Annotated in this window: 17 protein-coding genes, 2 tRNA genes and 1 other RNA gene; 17 read left to right on the top strand and 3 right to left on the bottom strand. The window is 67.2% G+C overall.

Going from position 1 to position 19,918, the window contains the following annotated elements; all coding sequences use genetic code 11:
- Positions 1-13 precede the first annotated feature (13 nt).
- From OC372_RS04500 to OC372_RS04475, 6 genes are all read left to right on the top strand, one after another.
- Positions 14-86, top strand: a tRNA-Val gene (locus OC372_RS04500).
- Between the two features lie 122 nt (positions 87-208).
- Positions 209-2,881 carry a hypothetical protein gene (locus OC372_RS04495; protein WP_029261790.1) on the top strand — a complete coding sequence of 891 codons (2,673 nt, stop codon included), beginning with the start codon at positions 209-211 and terminating at the stop codon, positions 2,879-2,881.
- A gap of 124 nt (positions 2,882-3,005) precedes the next feature.
- Positions 3,006-3,078 (top strand) — tRNA-Val (locus OC372_RS04490).
- A gap of 50 nt (positions 3,079-3,128) precedes the next feature.
- Entirely contained in the window at positions 3,129-3,686 is a 558-nt protein-coding gene (locus OC372_RS04485; protein ID WP_105710058.1) for a dihydrofolate reductase family protein, read from the top strand.
- Between the two features lie 142 nt (positions 3,687-3,828).
- Complete coding sequence (locus OC372_RS04480) at positions 3,829-4,716, top strand: TIGR01777 family oxidoreductase (RefSeq protein WP_262001034.1); 888 nt, start codon at positions 3,829-3,831, stop codon at positions 4,714-4,716.
- Between the two features lie 55 nt (positions 4,717-4,771).
- Positions 4,772-5,725 (top strand): L-lactate dehydrogenase, encoded by a 954-nt coding sequence (locus OC372_RS04475; protein WP_105710056.1) that lies wholly within the window; start codon positions 4,772-4,774, stop codon positions 5,723-5,725.
- 34 nt (positions 5,726-5,759) lie between these two features.
- Here OC372_RS04475 and OC372_RS04470 read toward each other — a convergent pair whose 3' ends face one another.
- Entirely contained in the window at positions 5,760-6,524 is a 765-nt protein-coding gene (locus OC372_RS04470; protein ID WP_262001033.1) for an SDR family oxidoreductase, read from the bottom strand.
- 100 nt (positions 6,525-6,624) lie between these two features.
- Between OC372_RS04470 and OC372_RS04465 the strand changes: the two genes are divergently transcribed.
- Entirely contained in the window at positions 6,625-7,461 is an 837-nt protein-coding gene (locus OC372_RS04465; RefSeq protein ID WP_029261795.1) for a helix-turn-helix transcriptional regulator, read from the top strand.
- Positions 7,462-7,472: 11 nt separating this feature from the next.
- Here the strand turns inward: OC372_RS04465 and OC372_RS04460 are convergent, their stop codons facing one another.
- Positions 7,473-8,312, bottom strand: coding sequence for an aldo/keto reductase (locus OC372_RS04460; RefSeq protein ID WP_262001032.1), 840 nt, complete (start codon positions 8,310-8,312; stop codon positions 7,473-7,475).
- A 43-nt stretch (positions 8,313-8,355) separates the two neighbouring features.
- On the opposite strand from OC372_RS04460, the gene OC372_RS04455 reads away from it, so the two are divergent.
- From OC372_RS04455 to OC372_RS04430, 6 genes are all read left to right on the top strand, one after another.
- Positions 8,356-8,778: a YchJ family protein gene (locus tag OC372_RS04455; protein ID WP_262001031.1), complete on the top strand. Its 423-nt coding sequence runs from the start codon at positions 8,356-8,358 to the stop codon at positions 8,776-8,778.
- Between the two features lie 36 nt (positions 8,779-8,814).
- A complete protein-coding gene (locus OC372_RS04450) occupies positions 8,815-9,549 on the top strand; it encodes a zinc ribbon domain-containing protein (protein ID WP_105710051.1) in 735 nt (244 codons plus the stop codon).
- 22 nt (positions 9,550-9,571) lie between these two features.
- Positions 9,572-11,272, top strand: coding sequence for a bifunctional 3'-5' exonuclease/DNA polymerase (locus OC372_RS04445; RefSeq protein WP_262001030.1), 1,701 nt, complete (start codon positions 9,572-9,574; stop codon positions 11,270-11,272).
- 35 nt (positions 11,273-11,307) lie between these two features.
- An RNA gene (gene rnpB, locus OC372_RS04440) (RNase P RNA component class A) lies at positions 11,308-11,664 on the top strand.
- A 114-nt stretch (positions 11,665-11,778) separates the two neighbouring features.
- Positions 11,779-12,453, top strand: a complete 675-nt coding sequence (locus OC372_RS04435; RefSeq protein WP_262001029.1) for a HEAT repeat domain-containing protein — start codon at positions 11,779-11,781, stop codon at positions 12,451-12,453.
- Positions 12,356-13,456 carry a MerR family transcriptional regulator gene (locus tag OC372_RS04430; protein ID WP_315985386.1) on the top strand — a complete coding sequence of 367 codons (1,101 nt, stop codon included), beginning with the start codon at positions 12,356-12,358 and terminating at the stop codon, positions 13,454-13,456. The genes OC372_RS04435 and OC372_RS04430 overlap by 98 nt, the downstream gene beginning before the upstream one ends.
- A gap of 98 nt (positions 13,457-13,554) precedes the next feature.
- Here the strand turns inward: OC372_RS04430 and ppgK are convergent, their stop codons facing one another.
- Positions 13,555-14,301 (bottom strand): polyphosphate--glucose phosphotransferase, encoded by a 747-nt coding sequence (gene ppgK, locus OC372_RS04425; RefSeq protein WP_029261802.1) that lies wholly within the window; start codon positions 14,299-14,301, stop codon positions 13,555-13,557.
- Between the two features lie 68 nt (positions 14,302-14,369).
- Between ppgK and OC372_RS04420 the strand changes: the two genes are divergently transcribed.
- Genes OC372_RS04420 through OC372_RS04405 form a run of 4 tightly spaced genes read left to right on the top strand, consistent with a single transcriptional unit; the run spans position 14,370 to position 19,903 of the window.
- The gene (locus OC372_RS04420; protein WP_036303297.1) at positions 14,370-14,609 is read left to right on the top strand and encodes a hypothetical protein; all 240 of its coding nucleotides are present in this window, start codon (positions 14,370-14,372) and stop codon (positions 14,607-14,609) included.
- Between the two features lie 2 nt (positions 14,610-14,611).
- Complete coding sequence (glnA, locus tag OC372_RS04415; RefSeq protein ID WP_029261804.1) at positions 14,612-15,949, top strand: type I glutamate--ammonia ligase; 1,338 nt, start codon at positions 14,612-14,614, stop codon at positions 15,947-15,949.
- A gap of 9 nt (positions 15,950-15,958) precedes the next feature.
- Positions 15,959-18,934 (top strand): bifunctional [glutamine synthetase] adenylyltransferase/[glutamine synthetase]-adenylyl-L-tyrosine phosphorylase, encoded by a 2,976-nt coding sequence (locus OC372_RS04410; RefSeq protein ID WP_262001027.1) that lies wholly within the window; start codon positions 15,959-15,961, stop codon positions 18,932-18,934.
- A gap of 48 nt (positions 18,935-18,982) precedes the next feature.
- A complete protein-coding gene (locus OC372_RS04405) occupies positions 18,983-19,903 on the top strand; it encodes a diacylglycerol/lipid kinase family protein (protein WP_105710047.1) in 921 nt (306 codons plus the stop codon).
- The last annotated feature ends 15 nt before the right edge of the window (positions 19,904-19,918 follow it).

The raw sequence follows: 19,918 nt of genomic DNA, 5'->3' as shown, positions 1-19,918 counted from the left end.
ACTGGGGGCACCAGGGCCTTTAGCTCAGCTGGTAGAGCGCCACGTTTACACCGTGGATGTCGTCGGTTCGATCCCGGCAGGGCCCACCTAGGAAGTGGTCCTGCTCCCTCGCCTCGGTAATCGTTCCGTCGCGGCGCCTCTGTGTCGCCTGTAGGTGTGCGCCATACTGTCTTCAGACCTGAGGATACGGAGATTCGTGGCTAGTCGCGTGCAAGAGATTGTTGGTTGGCTCTTCGACGGGTGGAAGGCCGAGTTTCCGCTAGCCATCGTTGAAGGTTTCGCAGGGGTAGGGAAGACGACGTCGGTTCGGAACTACTTCAAAGCATGGAGCGGTCCCAAGGTGCTCGTAACGCTCGTGGAAGGAGCGCTATACGAGGAGTTTCTTCTCAGCGTCGTCTCAGAGATTGAGATGGCAGGCATTAAGGATGTCGGCGACAGTGGCGACTGGGAGCACGACATCGTGCGCGCGGTTCAGGACGAGGGTCTTCTCCTCGTGTTGGATAATTTTGAGACGCAACTGGATGCTGACGGAATCGTGCTCTCCGTCGATCTGCGACGACTGCTTGCGAAGCTTGCTTCAGTGCATTCGGGACGAGTCTGCATCGTCTCCTCTCGTTCGCCGAGCCCAGACGAGTGGACAGAGCGATCGCAGTACCGCACCATGGGCCAGCTTGGGAGCGAGCAAGGCGTTCACATACTTCGCACGATGCTTGAGGAGCGGCAGAAGCTCGACGATTTCGACGAAGCCCTATTGGTCGACGTGTCGGTCTGGTTGGGGAACAACCCGCGGGCTATGCGAGCTTTCGTGGCGTGCCTCATCGGCCAGCCATTGGAAGAGATGATCGAGCGCGATCGGGAGTCGTGGGAGCTACGCCATACCCCTCGATCTGCTCAACTCACAGCACGACTCGAACGCGATTTTTGGCACCAGTCGCTTGGAAGGCTGGACCCAGAGTCGGTCACGCTGGCGGAGAATCTTTCTGTCTTCCGTCGCCCATTTCGGATCGAGGCGATCAGGGCAGCTGGTGCGACGATTCACAATTGGGAGAATGCTAGGAACAGGTTAGCACTGTCTTTTATTCTTGATCGCTCGAACGCCTGGTACGAACTCAACCCCGTCGTTCGCCAACTTACGTCCGGCAGATTAGTGCAGCTCGAACGAAGGCATGTAACGGCGCACGCACGCGCCGCTGACTTTTTCGCCAAGAGAATTGACGCTTCGGCGTATCGCGACGCGAATACGGCGGGCGGTTACTTCGTCGAGGCGAGGCACCACTATCGCGAGGCGGGGCGCGACGATATGGTCGACGCTATTGCTGGCAAGTATCGGGGCCTTTTGCTTCGCGCCTATCGCGGCTCTCAGATCGACCTGACAGACGCGGCCGTGGCCCGAGAACGCATCCCGATCCTGCTGGCCGCCCTGGATCACGACGACGAGGGGTTTGAGCCTCTGCGCGCTGCTCTAACCCAGCTGCTTGAAGCGCGCGGAGCCGAGGGTGACGACTACACGGCTCTGCGGCATGCCAGACTCGCTTCTCAAGCGAAGACGCCGCTCGCTTTTTGGATGGCGTACACGCGTATCGCGGTCCGAGTGGAAACCGATGCGTTCTTGATTTCTCTCGCGAAGCGAGCGATAGATCGATGCGCTCGCGAACCGGAGCGCGTTGTGGTGGCGATCAGCGAACAGTTGTTTCTTCGAGGCCAAGCCCAAATGGCGCTTAGGTTGATCGATGAGGCGTCTGCATCTATTTCCCGCCCCGCCGATGTTTACCTGATTCGACTAAAGTCCTTTATCCTCGATCGCACTGGGAATTTCGCAGGCGCATTTGAAGTGATGCTTGCGCGCCATCGAGAAGGGGGCCCGGGAAAGCTAATCGACAGACTCCTTGAAGAGGCGACATTTCTTGCGTTCCAGCATGAGGCGATCGATCGATTGATGGAGGTCGCAAGCTATGCGGCAAGCGTGCAGGATTCGCTAACGAAGCAGTCAGCCGCCCTGGCCTTTACGCTGACAGCCATGCTCCGCGGTGACTATCGGGAGGCTCTTCGCGCCGCGGAGGGTGGTCGCCGAGACGGCGCTGTGGCAGCGCAGGCGATCTTCTGCCACCTTGCCCTCGGACAATTTACCCAGGCAGCTGAAGCGATGACGCAGCTCGGTGGTGTCCGCAACGCTGCATCTCGCTGGCTCAGCGCCGTTGTGGCTCTATGTAATGGTGACGCCGACACCTACATTGATTCGATCTCGAACGCAACCGACCAAATCACGACCGACATGACGATGAACGATGAGAAGCTCTGGATGCACGTTTGGGATGACGTTCCGGCACGTATGGCTCCATTCCCAAGCTACTACTTTCCCAGACTTCCACCTCGTCTGACCGGGCTAAACCGGGACGTCGTCCGGACGCATCATGGTGGTTCTCAAGTCGATCTGATACGCCAATCACTACCGCTGCAGGGTTCACATGCGACCGAATCGCCGGCCGTTCCCAGCGCTCCAGTGATCGCGACTTCCAATTCGGGAGCCCCGATCATCTACGTTCAAGAAGGGACCTTTGATTTGGGTAAGCAAGAGTATGTCAACAACGGTCAAGTCGGATCGATGGGACATAAAGCGAAGGTCGATGGAGACATCACGCAGAACCAGATCGTGCTTCCGTCGGTTCCCGAAGCGCTACGGGAACTTGCAGATTTCGCGAGGGCTTCAGATCAAGAAGCAGTGGCGAAGACGCTCGACGAAGTCAACGCACTTGAGTCTGCCTCCGACCGGGCGACCGCGACCGAAAGATTTCGCGAAGTCCGTGCATGGGTAGTGGACAAGGTTGCCGATGGAGCCGTTGCAATCGCTGCTGGACTTACGCTGGCAGCCTTCGGAGGATAGGTTCCCCGCGAAGGTTTTGGCGACAGAGGAGCCTGCGTTTCGTGTCTAACACGACGCAGCGTTCGTGACGGGTTGCTCTTTCCGGCTACCCGACTCCGTTCAGGGTGCGCATCTGGGGGCACCAGGGCCTTTAGCTCAGCTGGTAGAGCGCCACGTTTACACCGTGGATGTCGTCGGTTCGATCCCGGCAGGGCCCACCTCACCTCGAACTCTGGCGGTCACCGCGTCGCAGTCCTAGGCTCCCCGCATGGGACTCCTGACCTTCAGCATCAATGTCACTCTCGACGGCTGCGTCGACCATCGGGAGGGCATGGCCGATGACGAGACCCATCCCCTCTTCACTCAGCTCATGGACGAAGCCGGCGCGATGCTCTGGGGTCGCACGACCTACGAGATGATGGAGAGTGCGTGGCCGGCGGTCGCTCGTGGAGAAGTGGAGGCGGATTCCACGATGAGGGAATGGGCGGTCAAGCTCGACGCCAAGCCGAAGTATGTGGTGTCGTCCACTCGCGAGGACTTCCCCTGGGCGAACAGCCATCGCATCGCCGGAGATCTGCGCGAGGGTGTGCAGAACCTCAAGGACGAGACGCCGGCGGGGGTGCTTGTCGGCAGCGTCTCGCTCGCCGCCGAACTCGACCGACTCGACCTCGTCGACGAGTACCGGTTCCTCGTCCAGCCCCGGATCGTCGGTCACGGACCGACCCTCTACGAGAGCGGACTGCCGAGCACGCGACGGCTCGCGCTGATCTCGGCGACGCCGCTCCGGAACGGAGCTATCTGGACGCACTACCGACGCGCCGATTGACTGCGACAGACGGGGAAGGAATCGATCACCGGACCTACCCTTCGCGAGCGATCGGCGCAAGGCCCGCAGCTCCTCGAGCCTCGAGCGCGTACCCTCGGACCCACGGCAAGACTCGATGATCAGGGACGGGGAGTTCTCACACATGGCGCGACGCATCGTCATCAGCGGGGCATCGGGACTGATCGGGTCCGCCCTCGCATCATCGCTCCGCGCCGACGGCGTCGAGGTGACCGCACTCGTTCGCCGGGCTCCGCGGTCCGACGCCGAGGCGCAATGGGCACCGGGGGAGCGTGCCCTCGATCCGGACGTGCTCGCCGGGGCCGAAGCCATCGTCGCACTGGGCGGTGCGAGTGTCGGGCGGCTGCCGTGGACAAAGGGGTACCGTCGTGAGCTGGTCGACTCTCGTCTGCAGGCGACGCGGACGATCACGACCGCTCTGCGTTCTCTGCGCTCCGAAGCCCCGGCCCTCGTGTCGGCGTCCGCTGTCGGCTACTACGGGTCCGTTCCTGGCGAGGTGCTCACGGAGGATTCCACTGCTGGTCAGACGTTCCTGGCCGACCTCACCGTGCGCTGGGAGGCCGAGGCGCGCCAGGCCGAGGACCACACCAGGGTCGCGCTGCTGCGCACGGCGCCCGTCATCCACCGGCGCGGAGTGCTCAAGCCCCTCATCCAGCTGACCAGGTTCGGCGTCTCCGGCCCGCTCGGACGCGGCACGCAGATCTGGCCGTGGATCTCACTCGACGACGAGGTGGCGGCGATCCGGCACGTGCTGGACCAGAAGATCGCCGGTCCCGTCAATCTGACGGGGCCCACTCCTGCCTCCGCGAACGACATCGGCCGTGCCCTCGCGGCCCGGATGCACCGTCCGTTCTGGCTGCCGGTGCCGACCTGGGTACTCCGGTTCGCACTCGGCGATGCGGCGGAGTCTCTGCTGCTCCCGGACGCGGACGTGCGCCCTCAGGTGCTCGAGCGCACGGGGTTCCGGTTCACGCACGCCACCGCGGCCGCCGCCGTCGCCGCAGCGCTCTGAGATCTCCCGGCGCCACCCCTCCCGGATCGGCGCCCGGCACTGTAAGACTGAGCGCATGGAGATCATCGAGAACTCGAAGCTCACGGTCGTCGGTGCGGGAAGCGTGGGATCGAGTGTCGCCTACGCGGCGCTGATCCGCGGGTCGGCCCGACATGTCGCGCTCTACGACATCGCGACCGAGAAGGTGGAGGCCGAGGTGCTCGACCTCGCCCACGGAACGCAGTTCACCGGTTCGAGCGACATAGTCGGCGGCAGCGACATCTCGGTGGCCGCGGGGTCGCATGTCGTGGTCATCACCGCCGGAGCGAAGCAGAAGCCGGGACAGACCCGCATCGAGCTCGCCGAGGTCAACGCCGGCATCATCCGTCGCATGATGCCGGATCTGCTCGAGGTCGCCCCGAACGCGGTGTACGTGATCGTCACCAATCCGTGCGATGTGCTCACGGTGATCGCGCAGGAGGAGACGGGGCTTCCGCCGGAGCGGATCTTCGCCTCCGGAACCGTGCTCGACACCTCCCGGCTGCGCTGGAAGCTGGGGGAGCGCGCCGGCGTCTCGACCGCCAGTGTGCACGCGTACATCGTCGGCGAGCACGGAGACACGGAGTTCCCGCTGTGGTCGCGGGCGACGATCGGCACGGTCCCGATCCTGGAGTGGGAGACGCCGGGGCACCCGCGATTCACCCTCGACGAGTTGCAGGACATCGCGGTCGACGTGCGCGACGCCGCGTACAAGGTCATCCTGGGCAAGGGCGCGACCAACTACGCGATCGGTCTGTCCAGCGCGCGTATCGTCGAGGCGATCCTGCGCGACGAGCACGCCGTGATGCCCGTGAGCACCGTGCTGCGCGACTTCCACGGTCTCGACGGGGTCGCGCTGTCCGTGCCGTCGATCGTGAGTGCGAAGGGTGCCGTGCCCATCCGTAACACCTCGTTCTCGGACCACGAGCTCGGGCTGCTCCGTCAGTCCGCGGATGCGCTGCAGGCGGCCGCGGCCGATCTGCGCCGCTGAGGGGACGCCGGCGCGAACCGGCAGCCCCTCGCTCTCAGCGTCCGTGCGGGTCGGTCCGGTTCAGCGTCGCGACGACCTGGTCGTAGTCGCCCCGAGCCTCGCCGTAGCGGAGGAACTTCACCCGCTCGACCTGGATCTCAGTGGCGTGCGGCTGTGACTCGATCAGTGCCGTCACCTCGTCGATGAACTCGTCGAGCGGCATCGCTGCCTCGTTGTCCTCGTGACCCGGCATGAGCGGCGTACGGACCGCCGGCGGCTCGAGCTCGAGCACAGAGACGCTCGTCCCCGCCAGCTGCAGGCGCAGCGATTCGCTGAGCATGTGGATCGCGGCCTTGCTGGCGTTGTATGTGGGCGTCACACGAAGCGGGGCGAAAGCGAGCCCCGACGACACGGTCATGATCGTGGCGTCCTGCTGCGCACGCAGGTGGTCGATGAACGCGGCGATGAGGCGGATCGGACCGAGGATGTTCGTGGCGACCGTCTCTTCCGCGATCTCCAGGAATCCGGAAGGCGTGCTCCAGTCCTCGGCGCGCATGACGCCGGCCATCGTGACGAGCACGTTGAGTGCAGGATGCTCGGCGAGCACGGCCTGGGAAGCCTCATCGATGCTGCGCGCATCCGTCGTGTCGATCCGGACCGTGTGGATGCCGGGATGCTCCGCGGCGATCGAGATGAGCCGGTCCTGTCGGCGTCCGCCCACGATGACGGTGTTGCCGCGTTCGTGCAGGCTCAGAGCGAGAGCGAGGCCGATGCCGCTGGTCGCGCCGGGAATGAAGATGGTGTTTCCGCTGATGTCCATGGATCCAGCATCCGACCGACGTCGAGCGCCCTCCAGTGAGCGGTCATCCAGGGACGGGCGCTCCCTGGATCGGATCACGCCGCCGGGAGATACTTCGGGGGTGGACCGTGATGCACTGGCCGAATTCCTCCTCCGCCGCCGTGATGCTCTGACGCCCGCCGACGTCGGGCTGTCGACGGGGCCGCGGCGTCGCACGGCGGGCCTGCGCCGCGAGGAGGTCGCGCAGCTGGCGACCATGTCGACCGACTACTACACCCGCCTCGAACAGCGGCGGGGTCCGCAACCCAGCGTGCAGATCCTCGCGGCGCTCGCGCGCGCACTCCGGCTCACCGAGGACGAGCGCGACTACCTGTTCCGACTCTGCGGACACAGCGCACCCGACCGAGCACATGTCACCGACTACGTGCGCCCCGGTATCCTCCGCGTGCTCGACCGGCTGCACGACACCCCGGCTTTCGTCGTCTCGCTTCTCGACGAGGTGCTCGTGCAGAACGACGCCTCCCGCGCGCTCGTGGGCGACGCGAGCACGCTCACCGGTCTCGACCGCAGCGGCATCTACCGGTGGTTCGCCTATCCCGACGACGAGCGGCGTCGGTATCGCGAGGCCGACCACGCGAGACAGGCTCGTGCGCTCGTCGGGTCGCTGCGTGCGGCCCACGGTGTGATGGGGGCGCGTTCACGGGCAGGCGAGATCGTCTCGGCGCTCACTGCGCGGAGTCCGGAGTTCGTCGAGCTGTGGGACGCGCACGAGGTGAGCCGCCGGTTCGAGCAGCACAAGGTGATGGTGCACCCCGAGCTCGGCGAGATCGAGGTCGACTGTCAGGCGCTGTTCACCGAGGACGAGTCCCAGGCGCTGATCGTGCTCACGGCGGCGCCGGGCAGCGAGGCAGCGAGCAAACTCGAGTTCCTGCGGGTGCTGGGGACGCAGAACGTCTGACCAGACGCGGGTCAGGACTCCTCGTGGGTCCTCGGGTCGGCGTCGAACAGCCGTCCGTCGGGGCGCCCGAGTGCGGTGATCGCTGCCACCTCGGCATCGCCGAGCACGATCTCGGCCGCCGTGAGGTTCGCGACCTGATGCTCCCGGGACGACGCCTTGGGGATCGACACCGTGCCACGGGCGACGTGCCATGCGAGGACCGTCTGCGCCGGTGTCACGCCGTGCGCGGCGGCGACCTCATGGATCACTGCCTCGTCGAGCAGCTCCTTGGCGCGTCCCAGAGGGCTCCATGCCTCGGTGAGGATGCCGTGCTCGCGGTGGTAGGCGAGCTGCTCCTCCTGCGGGAAGTACGGGTGCACCTCGATCTGGTTGACGACGGGGCGCACACCGGTCTCGCGCTCGATGCGTTCCAGGTGTTCCGGCAGGAAGTTCGAGACGCCGATCTGCCGGACCACTCCGCGCGCCTGCGCGTCGACGAGCGCAGCCCAGGCCTGGACGTACTCGTCCTGGCCCGGGTTCGGCCAGTGGATCAGGTGCAGGTCCGTCGCCTCGAGCCCGAGACGCGAACGGCTCTCCTCGATGCTGGTGCGCGCCTTCGGAGACGCGTGGTGGCGTCCGGGGAGCTTCGTGGTGACGATGATCTCCGAGCGGTCGACGTCGGATGCGGCAACTCCTCGGCCGACCGAACCCTCGTTCTCGTAGTTGAAGGCCGTGTCGATCAACCGGTACCCCGCTTCGAGGCCCCCTGTGACGGCATCCGCTCCGGCATCGCCGTTGAGCGCATACGTGCCGAGCCCGATCGCCGGGAGTGCGAAGCCGTTGTGGGCGGTGAAGGTGGGGACAGTGGTCATCGTGACTCCTCCGTTGCGTTTCCTCCGAGCGTACGCTGAGGGAATGACAGCAGAGACGGACATGGCGTCGGATGACGTGGTGATCGACGACGCGATGCGATGCCCGTGCTCGTCCGGCGAGGTGTTCGGCGGCTGCTGCGGTCCACTGCTGCGCGGCGCCCCCGCTCCGACGGCGGAGCGCCTGATGCGGTCGCGGTACACGGCGTTCGGGCGCCACGATGCGGGTCACCTGCTGCGCACCTGGCATCCGACATCGAGGCCGCGGACGATCGACTTCGAGCCGGATCTCGAGTGGCGGCGGCTGCTCGTGCTCGATCGCGTGGCCGGCGGTCCGTTCGATGACCAGGGCGTCGTGGAGTTCGAGGCGATCTGGCGGCAGGGCGCCGAGCGGGGCTCCCTGCACGAGCGCAGCCGCTTCGTCCGCGAGGACCGGCAGTGGTACTACGTCGACGGCGACGTGAGCTGATGGGCGGATGTCGGCGCAGCGACTAGATTTGAGAGCGTGAACGCCAGCCCCGAGAACCAGCGCACCCTGCTCGACATCGCCGACCTCGACCGGCGCATCGCGCAGGCCGAGCGTGCCCGTACCAAGCCGAGCCAGGCGGGGCGGATCACCGAGCTCGTCGCCATCCGCCAGGAGCAGCTCCGCGAGCTGACGACCCTCACCGGCACTCGCGACGATGTGCGCACCGAGCTGAAGCGCCTTGAGTCCGATGTCGCGGTCGTCGAGGCGCGCCGGAACCGTGACGCCGAGCGACTCGCCGCGTCGACCAGCTCGAAGGACGCGCAGGCGCTCGAGCACGAGCTGGCGAGCCTCGCCCGGCGGCAGAGCGACCTCGAAGACGCGGAACTCGACGTCATGGGGCGGCTCGAAGAGGCGGAGGCCGCAGTCGCCGCACAGCAGGCTCTCCTGGAGACGACCACCGCCGAGGGGTCGGCGCTCACCGCCCAGGCCAAGGCAGATGTCGCCGCGGCGACGGATCTGGGTGCGCAGCTCGCCCGCGATCGAGCGGCCGTGGCCGAAGGCGTCTCGCCGGAACTCCTGGCCGAGTACTCCCGTCGCGCGACGAACAGTGCCGGCGCGGCTCTTCTCACCCGCGGCACCTGCGAGGGTTGCCGCATCCTGCTTCCCAGCACCGATCTGAACGACATCCGCCGCGCGGCGGACGACCTCGTGGTCTCCTGCCCCGAGTGCGGCTGCATCCTCGTGCGCACCGAGGAATCCGGGCTCGCATGAGCGGTGCCCGCGCCCGCCGCCGATGACAGCGCCGGCGTCGGGGATCGAACGCCGCATCGCGCTCATCTCCGTCGGCGCACAGGAGTACGTCGCGATCGAGCTCGACGCCGACGACGAAGAGCAGAACCGCACGTCTGTGCGCACCGACGAGCTGTCCGCATGGGTCCACGCCGCGGAGACCTCCGACGCTCCGCGCTGGATCATGCGCACCGCCGCGGAGACCTACGCCCTCCTCCTCAGCGACGGAGTGCGGATCTCTCGCAGCCATGATCTGGTGCTGTGCCATGCGATCCTGCGCGACACCTCTGCGGTGCCGACCCCGCTTCCCGCGTCGCACGAGTGGGAGCGGCGGGAGCCGACCGTTGCGGCGCCGTCGCTGTTCGACGTGTTCGACGACACGAGCGGAGAGGACCCGATCGTCACGGCCCTCGGTCAGTACCGGGCGCAGCGGGAGACGATCGCTGCGGCGCCGGATGGTCGCCTCACGCTGCTGTGCGCGGCGGAGTCGGCGGGCGGACTCATCGCCGAGGAGATGCGGGCCGCGGGGTTGCCCTGGGACGAGGGCGTGCACGATGCGATCCTGACCGACACGCTGGGCACGCGTCCGGTCGCCGGTGGAACGCCGAGTCGTATGGTCGAGCTCGGCGATCGAGTGCGGGAACTCCTCGGCGACCCCTCACTGCACCTCGACAGTCAGCAGAAGCTGCTCAGGGCGCTGCATCGTGTCGGGGTGCAGGTGGAGTCCACGAGCCGGTGGGAGCTCGCCGAGCACGACCACCCGGTCGTCGAACCGCTGCTCGCGTACAAGAAGCTCTCCCGGCTGCTCAGTGCCAACGGCTGGGCGTGGCTCGCCGAGTGGGTGCACGACGGGCGGTTCCGTCCCGTGTACATCCCCGGTGGCGTGGTCACCGGGCGCTGGGCCTCTGCCGGCGGAGGCGCGCTTCAGCTTCCGCGCAGTCTGCGCCCTGCGGTGCGTGCCGACCCTGGATGGACTCTCGTCGTGGCGGACGTCGCGCAGCTGGAGCCGCGGATGCTCGCTGCGATGGCCTCCGACGAGGCGATGGCGCGGGCGGCGCGGGGGAGCGATCTGTACGCCGGCGTCGTCGCATCCGGAGCGGTGGCCACCCGGGAGGAGGCGAAGTACGCGGTGCTCGGTGCGATGTACGGCGCCACGACCGGTGACAGTGGGCGGCTCGTTCCACGGCTGAGGAAGGTGTACCCGCGCGCCATGGCGCTCGTCGACGCGGCGGCGCGCACGGGCGAGGACGGCGGCATCGTGTCCACCTGGCTCGGCCGATCATCGCCCCGACCCTCGGTGGAGTGGATGCGTCTGCAGGCCGATGCCACCGGCGCTGATGCCGATCCGGCGGTCGTGGCGCTCGCTCGGCGCCGGGCGCGTGACTGGGGGCGATTCACCCGGAACTTCGTCGTGCAGGGGACTGCCGCCGAGTGGTCGCTGATCTGGCTCGCCGAGATCCGTCACCGCCTGCAGCAGATCCCCGAGGGCTTCACCACGGCCGCGGCATCCGGTCCCTTCGCGCAGGCACCGCACCTGGCCTTCTTCCTGCACGACGAGGTCATCCTGCACGTTCCGCAGGAGCACGCAGAAGCGGCGGCCGAGGCCGTGCGTGAAGCGGCCGCGGTCGCGACGACCCGCCTCTTCGGCTCCTTCCCGATCGACGTGCCCCTGGACCTCCGGATCGCAGAGTCCGCCGAGAAGTAGGAATGGCCTCCCGAGAAGTAGACTGGGAGTGCGAATGGGTCGACTGGACGGCCGCGTGGCGGGTGACCGCACCGAGGAACGTCCGGGCTCCTCAGGGCAGGACGGTGGGTAACGCCCACCCGGAGCAATCCGCGAGAAAGTGCCACAGAGAGTAGACCGCCCCGCAAGGGGTAAGGGTGAAAGGGTGGTGTAAGAGACCACCGGGGGCCATGGTGACATGGCCCGCCAGGTAAACCTCGTCCGGAGCAAGGTCAGACAGAGGATGATGACGCGGCTCGCCGAGTCCTCGGGTAGACCGCTAGAGTGCCACGGCAACGTGTCGCCGAGAGAGATGGCCGTCGAAGGGGCGAAGAACCCCGGAACAGAACCCGGCGTACAGGTCGGCCCATTCGCATGAATCGGCCTGATCCGCTGGTCACTTTCGAGGCACCTCGGAACTGCGTCTTGTTCCCGTCTTGACCTTGACACGCTGACAAGGTGTGAAGTGGGATGTGGAGGTGGTCCTCATGACCCAAGACAACATGACATCCCCCGAGAGCCGGCTGCGCAGCGCGTTGAGCGCGTCGGACGCATCAGTCAGGCTGCAGACGGCGCTCACTGCAGGGATCCACACGGACGACGCGTACCTGCCGGTGCTCATCGAGCGGTGCTCGGTCGAGCCCGACTTCTACGTGCGGGACATGCTCACATGGGCGATCACCCGCCAGGATCGGACGAAGGCCGTCGATCTCCTGCTGCCCGAGCTCGACTCGACGACTGCTCAGGCCCGGAGCCAGGCCCTGCACAGCCTCTCGAAGCTCGGCGACCGGCGTGCCTGGTCAGCGATCACCGTGGACTTGCTGCGTGACGATGACGTCGAAGTCGCGAAGGCGGCGTGGCGCACCGCGGCAGGCCTCGCGCCGGAGAGTGAGCACCCCGCACTCGCCCGCGAGCTGGCTCGCAACCTCGGCCGCGGAGATCGTGAGCTCCAGCGAAGCCTGAGCCGGGCGATCGCGATGCTCGGCCCCGCCGCCGAGTCCGTCGTCGACGCGGCGACGGATGCGCCGGACCCCGGGGTTCGTGAGCACGCGCTGGCCACAGCACATGTCATGGCATACCCGGACGATGGTTTCGAGGCGGCCATCGAGGAAGCCCGGCGAGTGGTCGCGCTTCGGGACGCACCGACGGTCGGAGACGACTGACATGCTCATCGGGGAGGTCGCTCGGCGAAGCGGGGTGAGTGCACGCATGCTGCGCCACTACGACCGCATCGGTCTCGTCTCGCCGACGGCGCGCACCAGCGGCCACTATCGCCAGTACGCGGAAGTGGATGTCGAGCGGCTGCTCCACGTGGAGAGTCTGCGATCGCTCGGCCTCGGCTTGGCGGAGGTCGCCGACGCACTCGACTCCGAGGCGTTCGCATCGGCGGATCTCGTCGAGCGCCTCGTCGAGCGCGCGCGGGCCCAACAGAGCGCCGCGACCGAACTCGTCTCGCGTCTGGATCGCATTCGCGCGAGCGATCCTCGCGACGTGGCCGATGCGCTTCGTGTCATCGCACTCATTCGTGGATTCGATTCCGTGAGCGCGTCCGGCCGACAGAGGTTGGCTCTGACACTCGAGAAGGGCGACGAGCGCGACACGGCCGTCCTCATCGAGGCTCTGCTCCGCGAGGATGAACCGAACGTGGCCGGCGCGGTCCTCTGGTCCCTCGCGTTGATCGGAGACCCCGCGGTTCCCGTTCTCGCGAGGGAGCTCACCTCAGCGCACGCGCAGCGGCGACACCGTGCGCTGGAGGCGCTCCTCAAGATCGGGACGCCGCGAGCGCTGGCGTCCGTGGCCCGGCAGACGACGCACGCGGACCCGCGAGTTCGTGCTCGCGCGAACATCGTCGGGAGTATGTCGGGCGACATCGCCGTGGTCGCCGCACTGGTCGCGCAGGTGGCCGCGGGGGAGCTCGACGTGGAGGCGAGCGACGCTCTGGAGGCGCTCGCCTCTCGTGAAGGGTTCACGGGCGAGCTCGTCCGTGCTTCGACGGCGGTGATGGCGATGACCGACGCCGATGGACGTCGGCGCCTGGTCGGGATGCTCGCGTGCATCCCCGGGCCCGACGTCGAATCGGTGCTGCAGACGCTGGCCGCCGACCCGGAGTCCTCCGTCGCGATCGCTGCCCGCGCCCACCTCGGGGTTCGCACGGAGCGCCGCTGACCGGTCGAGACGGGTTCGTCCACGCCGCCCGACTCATGATGAAGGCCCCGATGACTGCAGAGTCATCGGGGCCTTCGAGGTTCAGGAGCGGGTGAGGATCAGTCGCCGGCGAGCGACGCGGCGCCGATGATCCCGGAGTTGTTGCGATGGATGGCCGGCACGATCGGGGTCTTGAGGTCGAGGAGCGGGAGGAAGTCTCCGGCGTTCTTCGACACGCCGCCGCCGACAACGAACAGGTCGGGGCTGAACAGGAACTCGATGTGCGAGTAGAAAGCCTGCAGGCGCTCCGCCCATGCGGCCCAGCTGAGGCCCTCGCGCTCGCGTGCCGATGTCGCGGCATACGTCTCGACCGACTCGTACTCACCGAAGTTGAGGTGGCCCAGCTCGGTGTTCGGCAGCAGCACGCCGTCATAGAGGAAGGCGGACCCGATGCCGGTGCCCAGGGTCGTGAGCAAGGTGAAGCCGCGCACGTCTCTGGCCGCGCCGTGGCGGGCCTCGGCGACGCCGGCGGCATCCGCGTCGTTCACGAACACGATGTTGCGGCCGAGTCCGTCGCGGAAGAAGCGCTCCGCATCGAAATCGATCCATTCCTTCGACACGTTCGCCGCGGAGAGCGTCTTGCCGCGCTTGACGATGGCCGGGAAGGCGACACCGAGCGGGAGGGTCGAGTCGTGCACGTCGAGGGTCTTCAGAACGGTCTGCACGGCGTTCAGGACATCCTGAGGCGATGCGCCTTCAGGGGTGGGGACCCGCACCCGGTCGGATGCCATGATTCCGTGCTCGAGGTCGACGATTCCTGCTTTGATTCCCGTGCCGCCGATGTCGACGCCGATCGCTTTTGCCATGGGCGATAGCTTAGCGACCACGGTGCACGCCAGTAGGATCGATGACATCACGTGAAGAAGGGACAGGCATGTCTGACGGTGACCACAAGTACTGGTACAACTCCGAGACCGGCGAGGTCGAGTTCGGCATGATCTCGCCCTCCATCGACCGGATCGGGCCCTTCGACACGGAGGCCGAAGCCCGCCGCGCGCCCGAGGTGCTCAAGGAGCGTTCGCGCGCCTGGGCCGAAGAGGAAGCCGTGGAGCAGGGCTGGGACGCTAAGGGCTCGCAGAACGCGGGCGACGCAAAGGGCCAGGGCGCAGAGTAACCATGGACAAGCAGAGGGATTTCGTCCTCCGGACGATCGAGGAGCGCGGCGTCAAGTTCGTGCGGCTGTGGTTCACCGACGTCATCGGCACGCTCAAGTCCGTGGCGATCGCTCCGGCCGAGGTCGAGGGGGCGTTCGCGGAAGGCATCGGTTTCGACGGTTCGGCGATCGAGGGGCTGACGCGCACCTACGAGTCGGACCTGCTCGCGCAGCCGGATCCGACGACGTTCCAGACGCTGCCGTGGCGCGGCGAGATCGATCCGACGGCGCGCATGTTCTGCGACCTGACGACGCCAGACGGACAGCCGGCCGTCGCCGACCCGCGGCACGTGCTCAAGCGCACCCTCGCCAAGGCGGCGGATGCCGGCTTCACGTTCTACACGCACCCCGAGATCGAGTTCTACCTGCTCAAGTCGTCGTCGTTCGGACCTGACGGTCCCGTGCCGGTCGACTCGGCCGGCTACTTCGACAACGTTCCCGGTGGCACCGCTCACGACTTCCGTCGCCGTTCGGTGCGGATGCTCGAAGACCTCGGCATCTCCGTCGAGTTCAGCCACCACGAGGGTGGCCCCGGCCAGAACGAGATCGATCTCCGTTATGCGGACGCCCTCACGACGGCCGACAACATCATGACCTTCCGCACGGTGATCAAGGAGGTGGCGATCGAGCAGGGCGTCTACGCGACGTTCATGCCGAAGCCGCTCAGCGATCAGCCCGGCAGCGGCATGCACACCCACATGTCGCTGTTCGAGGGCGACCAGAACGCCTTCTACGAGGAGGGCGCGAAGTACCAGCTCTCCAAGACCGGCCGACACTTCATCGCGGGTCTCCTCCGACACGCGAACGAGATCTCCGCCGTGACGAACCAGTTCGTGAACTCCTACAAGCGGCTCTGGGGAGGCGACGAGGCGCCGAGCTTCGTCACCTGGGGGCATGCGAACCGCTCGGCCCTCATCCGCGTGCCGATGTACAAGCCGAACAAGAGCCAGTCGTCGCGCGTCGAGTACCGCGGCATCGACTCCGCCTCGAACCCGTACCTCGCCTACGCGCTGCTGCTCGCGGCAGGACTCAAGGGCATCGAGGAGGGCTACGAGCTGCCGCCCGAGGCCGAGAACAACGTGTGGTCGCTGAGCGACGCCGAGCGGCGTGCACTGGGATACGAGGCACTTCCTGCGAGCCTCGACCACGCTCTGGAGTACATGGAGGCATCCGAACTCGTCGCCGAGACGCTGGGGGAGCAGGTCTTCAACTACGTGCTGCTCAACAAGCGCAAGGAATGGGAGGCCTATCGTGGCCAGGTCACCCCGTTCGAGCTGAAGAGCAACCTCGAACTGCTCTGACCTGCGCCGATGGCCCGACCGGACGACTCCGTCTCCCTCTCCGCCCTGGCGAGGCTCGGTTTCGCCGAGTTGAGCGAGGCGGCGGCATCCCTGTCCGAGTTGGCGACGGTTCTCGGAATCTCGCGATCGTCACTTCTCGAAGGAGCGGATGCTGCCGACCCCGACGCCGCGGTGCGGGGAATGGTCCGTGTCGCGCGTCGGGACCCCGGACCCCTGAAGGGCCTGCTCGACATCGCTGAGACGCGTCACCGCGTGTGGCGGGTCTTCGGTGCCTCGGAAGGGCTGGCCGACTTCTTCCTCCGCCATCCCGATCAGCTCTCGGTGCTGGGGGAGGCCCTCGACGCGTTGCCGTCGCCGGAGTCGCTCCGGACGCAGCTGCTGGCATCGGTCGGCGCCCGAGATGGCTTCGCGACGTCAGCGGACGATGCCGCGGTCGTGGCCGTGCGTGTCGCGTACCGACGCAGCCTCGCCGCCATCGCCGCCTATGACCTGACCCACCCCGAGCCGAAGACGGTGGTTGCCGCGGTGTCCGCCGCACTGTCGGACGCCGCCGGAGCGGCCTTGGAGGCCTCGCTCGCGATCGCACGCGCGCGTCTCGGTGAGACCACCCCGCGGGAGCAGGTAGCGGCGACGCGGCTCTCGATCATTGGCATGGGAAAGGCGGGCGCCCGCGAGCTCAACTACGTCAGCGACGTGGACGTGATCTTCGTGGGCGGCACCAGCGACGAGGAGGTCGTGACGGAGGCCCGCGCGATCGACATCGCGACGCGGCTGGCCCGCGAGACGATGCGCGGTCTCGACAGCATCGAGGTGGAGCCCCCGCTGTGGGAGGTCGACGCCAACCTGCGGCCCGAGGGCAAGCAGGGTGCCCTCGTGCGTTCGCTCGCCTCGCACCTCGCCTACTACGATCGCTGGGCCAAGAGCTGGGAGTTCCAGGCACTCCTGAAGGCACGACCTCTCGCCGGAGACGCCGACCTGGGCGCCGAGTACGTCGAGGCGGTGCAGCCGAAGATCTGGTCCAGCGCCGCTCGTGAGGATTTCGTCGAGAGCGTCCAGCGGATGCGCGAGCGCGTGACCGAGCACATCGATCCGGACGACGCGCCATATCAGCTCAAGCTCGGAGCGGGCGGTCTACGCGATATCGAGTTCACCGTGCAGTTGCTTCAGCTGGTCCACGGCCTCACGGACGAGTCGATCCGCACGCGCGGCACGCTCGAGAGTCTCGACGCCCTCGTCACCGGCGGGTACATCGGACGAGCGGATGCCGCGACGTTCGCCGACGACTACCGCATCCTGCGACTCATGGAGCACCGCCTGCAGCTGCGCGAACTGAGCCGCACGCATCTGCTTCCTCGGACTCCCGCCGGTCTGCGCGTACTGGCGCGCAGCACGGCACTCGCCGAGAGCGGCGACGGTGTATGGACGCGATGGGAGGCTGTGCGCCGCGAAGTGCGCGAGATCCACACTCGGCTGTTCTACCGCCCGCTTCTGAGCGCGGTGGCCGGTCTTCCCGAGGAGGAACGCACACTCTCCACGGCGCAGGCGCATGACCGCCTGGCGGCCATCGGGTTCCGCGACCCCGCGGGCGCCCTGCGGCACATCGGTGCACTCACGACCGGGCTCAGCCGCAAGGTGACGATCCAGCGGGCGCTGATGCCGATCATGGTGCGGTGGTTCGCCGACGGAAGCGACCCCGATTACGCGCTTCTCGCGTTCCGTCGCATCAGCGAACGCCTCGGCGACACCCCGTGGTTCCTTCGGATGCTGCGGGACTCGTCGGGTGCTGCCGAGAGCCTCACACGACTGCTGTCCTCGTCACGCTACGTCGGGGAGCTGCTGGAGTGGATCCCGGAATCCGTGGCCTGGCTCGACAGCACCGAACGGCTGCGTCCGCGCGGTGCGGCGGCGCTCGACGAAGAGGCGCGCGCGATCCAGACCCGTCACGAGACCATCGGCGACGCCCTTCGAGCGGTGCGGGCTCTGCGCCGTCGGGAGCTGCTGCGGACCGCGATGGGCGCCGTCCTCGGCGTGCTGACGATCGAAGAGGTGGCTGTCGCGCTCACGGAGATCACCGAGGCGACCATCCAAGCGGCCCTGCGCGCCGTCATCCGGGAGGTGGTTCCCGATGACGCCGCAGAGCTCGACTTCGCCGTCATCGCCATGGGGCGTTTCGGAGGTGCCGAACTCGGTTTCGGGTCGGACGCCGACATCCTCTACGTGTACGACGCGAACGGGGTCGACTCGCAACGGGCGCAGAAGCTCGCCACGCAGATCGTGGCAGGACTCCGCGAGCACCTGACCGATCACAGGCTCCCACTCGATCTCGACGCCGACCTCCGACCGGAGGGGCGGAACGGACCGGTCGTGCGATCGATCGCCGCGTACGCCGAGTATTACCGGCGCTGGTCGCTCTCCTGGGAGGCGCAGGCGCTGCTGCGCGCGCGGGGGGTGGCGGGGAGTGCGAAGCTCATCGAGCGGTTCACGGCCCTCGCGGACACGATCCGCTACCCGGAATCGGTCGACCTCCAGGGAACGCGTGAGATCAAGCGCATCAAGGCCAGGGTCGAGGGGGAGCGGCTGCCGCAGGGCGCTGATCCGCGGCGACATCTGAAGCTCGGCCCCGGCACGCTCAGCGACGTCGAGTGGCTGGTGCAGCTGCTGCAGCTGCAGCATGCGCACGCGATCCCCGGCCTGCGGACCACAGCGACACTCGGTGCGCTGGACGCCGCCGTCGCAGCCGACCTCGTGGAGGAGGGCGACGCCGAGCGGTTACGGGAGGCGTGGCGCCTGTCGAGTCGGCTACGCTCGGCGATCACACTCCTCACCGGACAGACGAGCGATCTGCTCCCCGCCGATCGGCGCCAGCTGGATGCGATCGGCAGCCTGCTGGGATACCCGGAGCGTTCGGCGACCGAGCTCGAGGAGGACTACCTCGGCGTCACCCGACGCGCGCGCAAGACCTTCGAGGAGCTGTTCTACGGATAACCACCACCTCGGTTTGCAGTATCGGGCGACGTGTCCCAAGCTGACGATATGACCCCTACGCGCATCGGAATCGTCTGGAATCCCTCGAAGGTCGATCAGAACGTTCTGCAGGACGCGGTGAGCGACGTGTTCGACGAGCAGTACGACATCCGTTGGTGGGAGACGACGCCGGAGGACCCGGGCCGCGGCATGGCCCGGGAGGCTCGCGAAGACGGCCGGGGCATCGTGATCGCCGTCGGGGGAGACGGCACCGTCCGTGCGGTCGCGGAGTCGCTGGCGGGTTCGGAGACGGCCCTCGGGATCGTTCCGCAGGGCACCGGCAACCTCCTCGCCCGCAATCTCGAAGTGCCGCTGAACAACGTCGCCGCAGCCCTCCAGAGGGTTCGGGACGCGGAGCCGCGTCGCATCGATCTCGGTTGGGTGTCGTACGACGGCACCGAGCACGCGTTCGCCGTCATGGTCGGGTTCGGGATCGACGCGCAGATGCTGGTCGAAACCGACGACGACCTCAAGTCGAAGGCCGGCTGGCTGGCCTACGTCGAGGCGATGGGTCGTGCCCTGGCCGGGACCGAGATGACCGACATCACCCTCGCCATCGACGGGGAGAAGGCCGTGGCGGTGCGCGGGCACACCATGCTCATCGGCAACTGCGGAATGGTGCAGGGCGGCATCCGCCTGCTCCCCGATGCCGTTCTCGACGACGGCAAGCTCGATGTGCTCATGATCAGTGCAGACGGCGCCCTGCAGTGGTTGGACACCCTGCGCTCCTTCGTCTGGGACAACGGCATCCGACGGATCTTCGGTGCGACCGATGAGGCGGTCAGCACCGATTCCGCGCGCCACCTGCCCGTCGAGAACATCTCGGTTCAGTTGAAGACGCCTCTCATGTTCGAGATCGACGGTGAGGAGATGGGCGAGCTCTCCGCATTCGAGGTGCGCGTGGAAGCCGGCGCTCTGCTCGTACGCTGAAAGGTGTTCGGCCGG

The organism is Microbacterium sp. Mcb102 (assembly GCF_024519805.1).
Taxonomy (GTDB): Bacteria; Actinomycetota; Actinomycetes; order Actinomycetales; family Microbacteriaceae; genus Microbacterium.
This window is presented reverse-complemented; position numbering and strand designations above follow the sequence as displayed.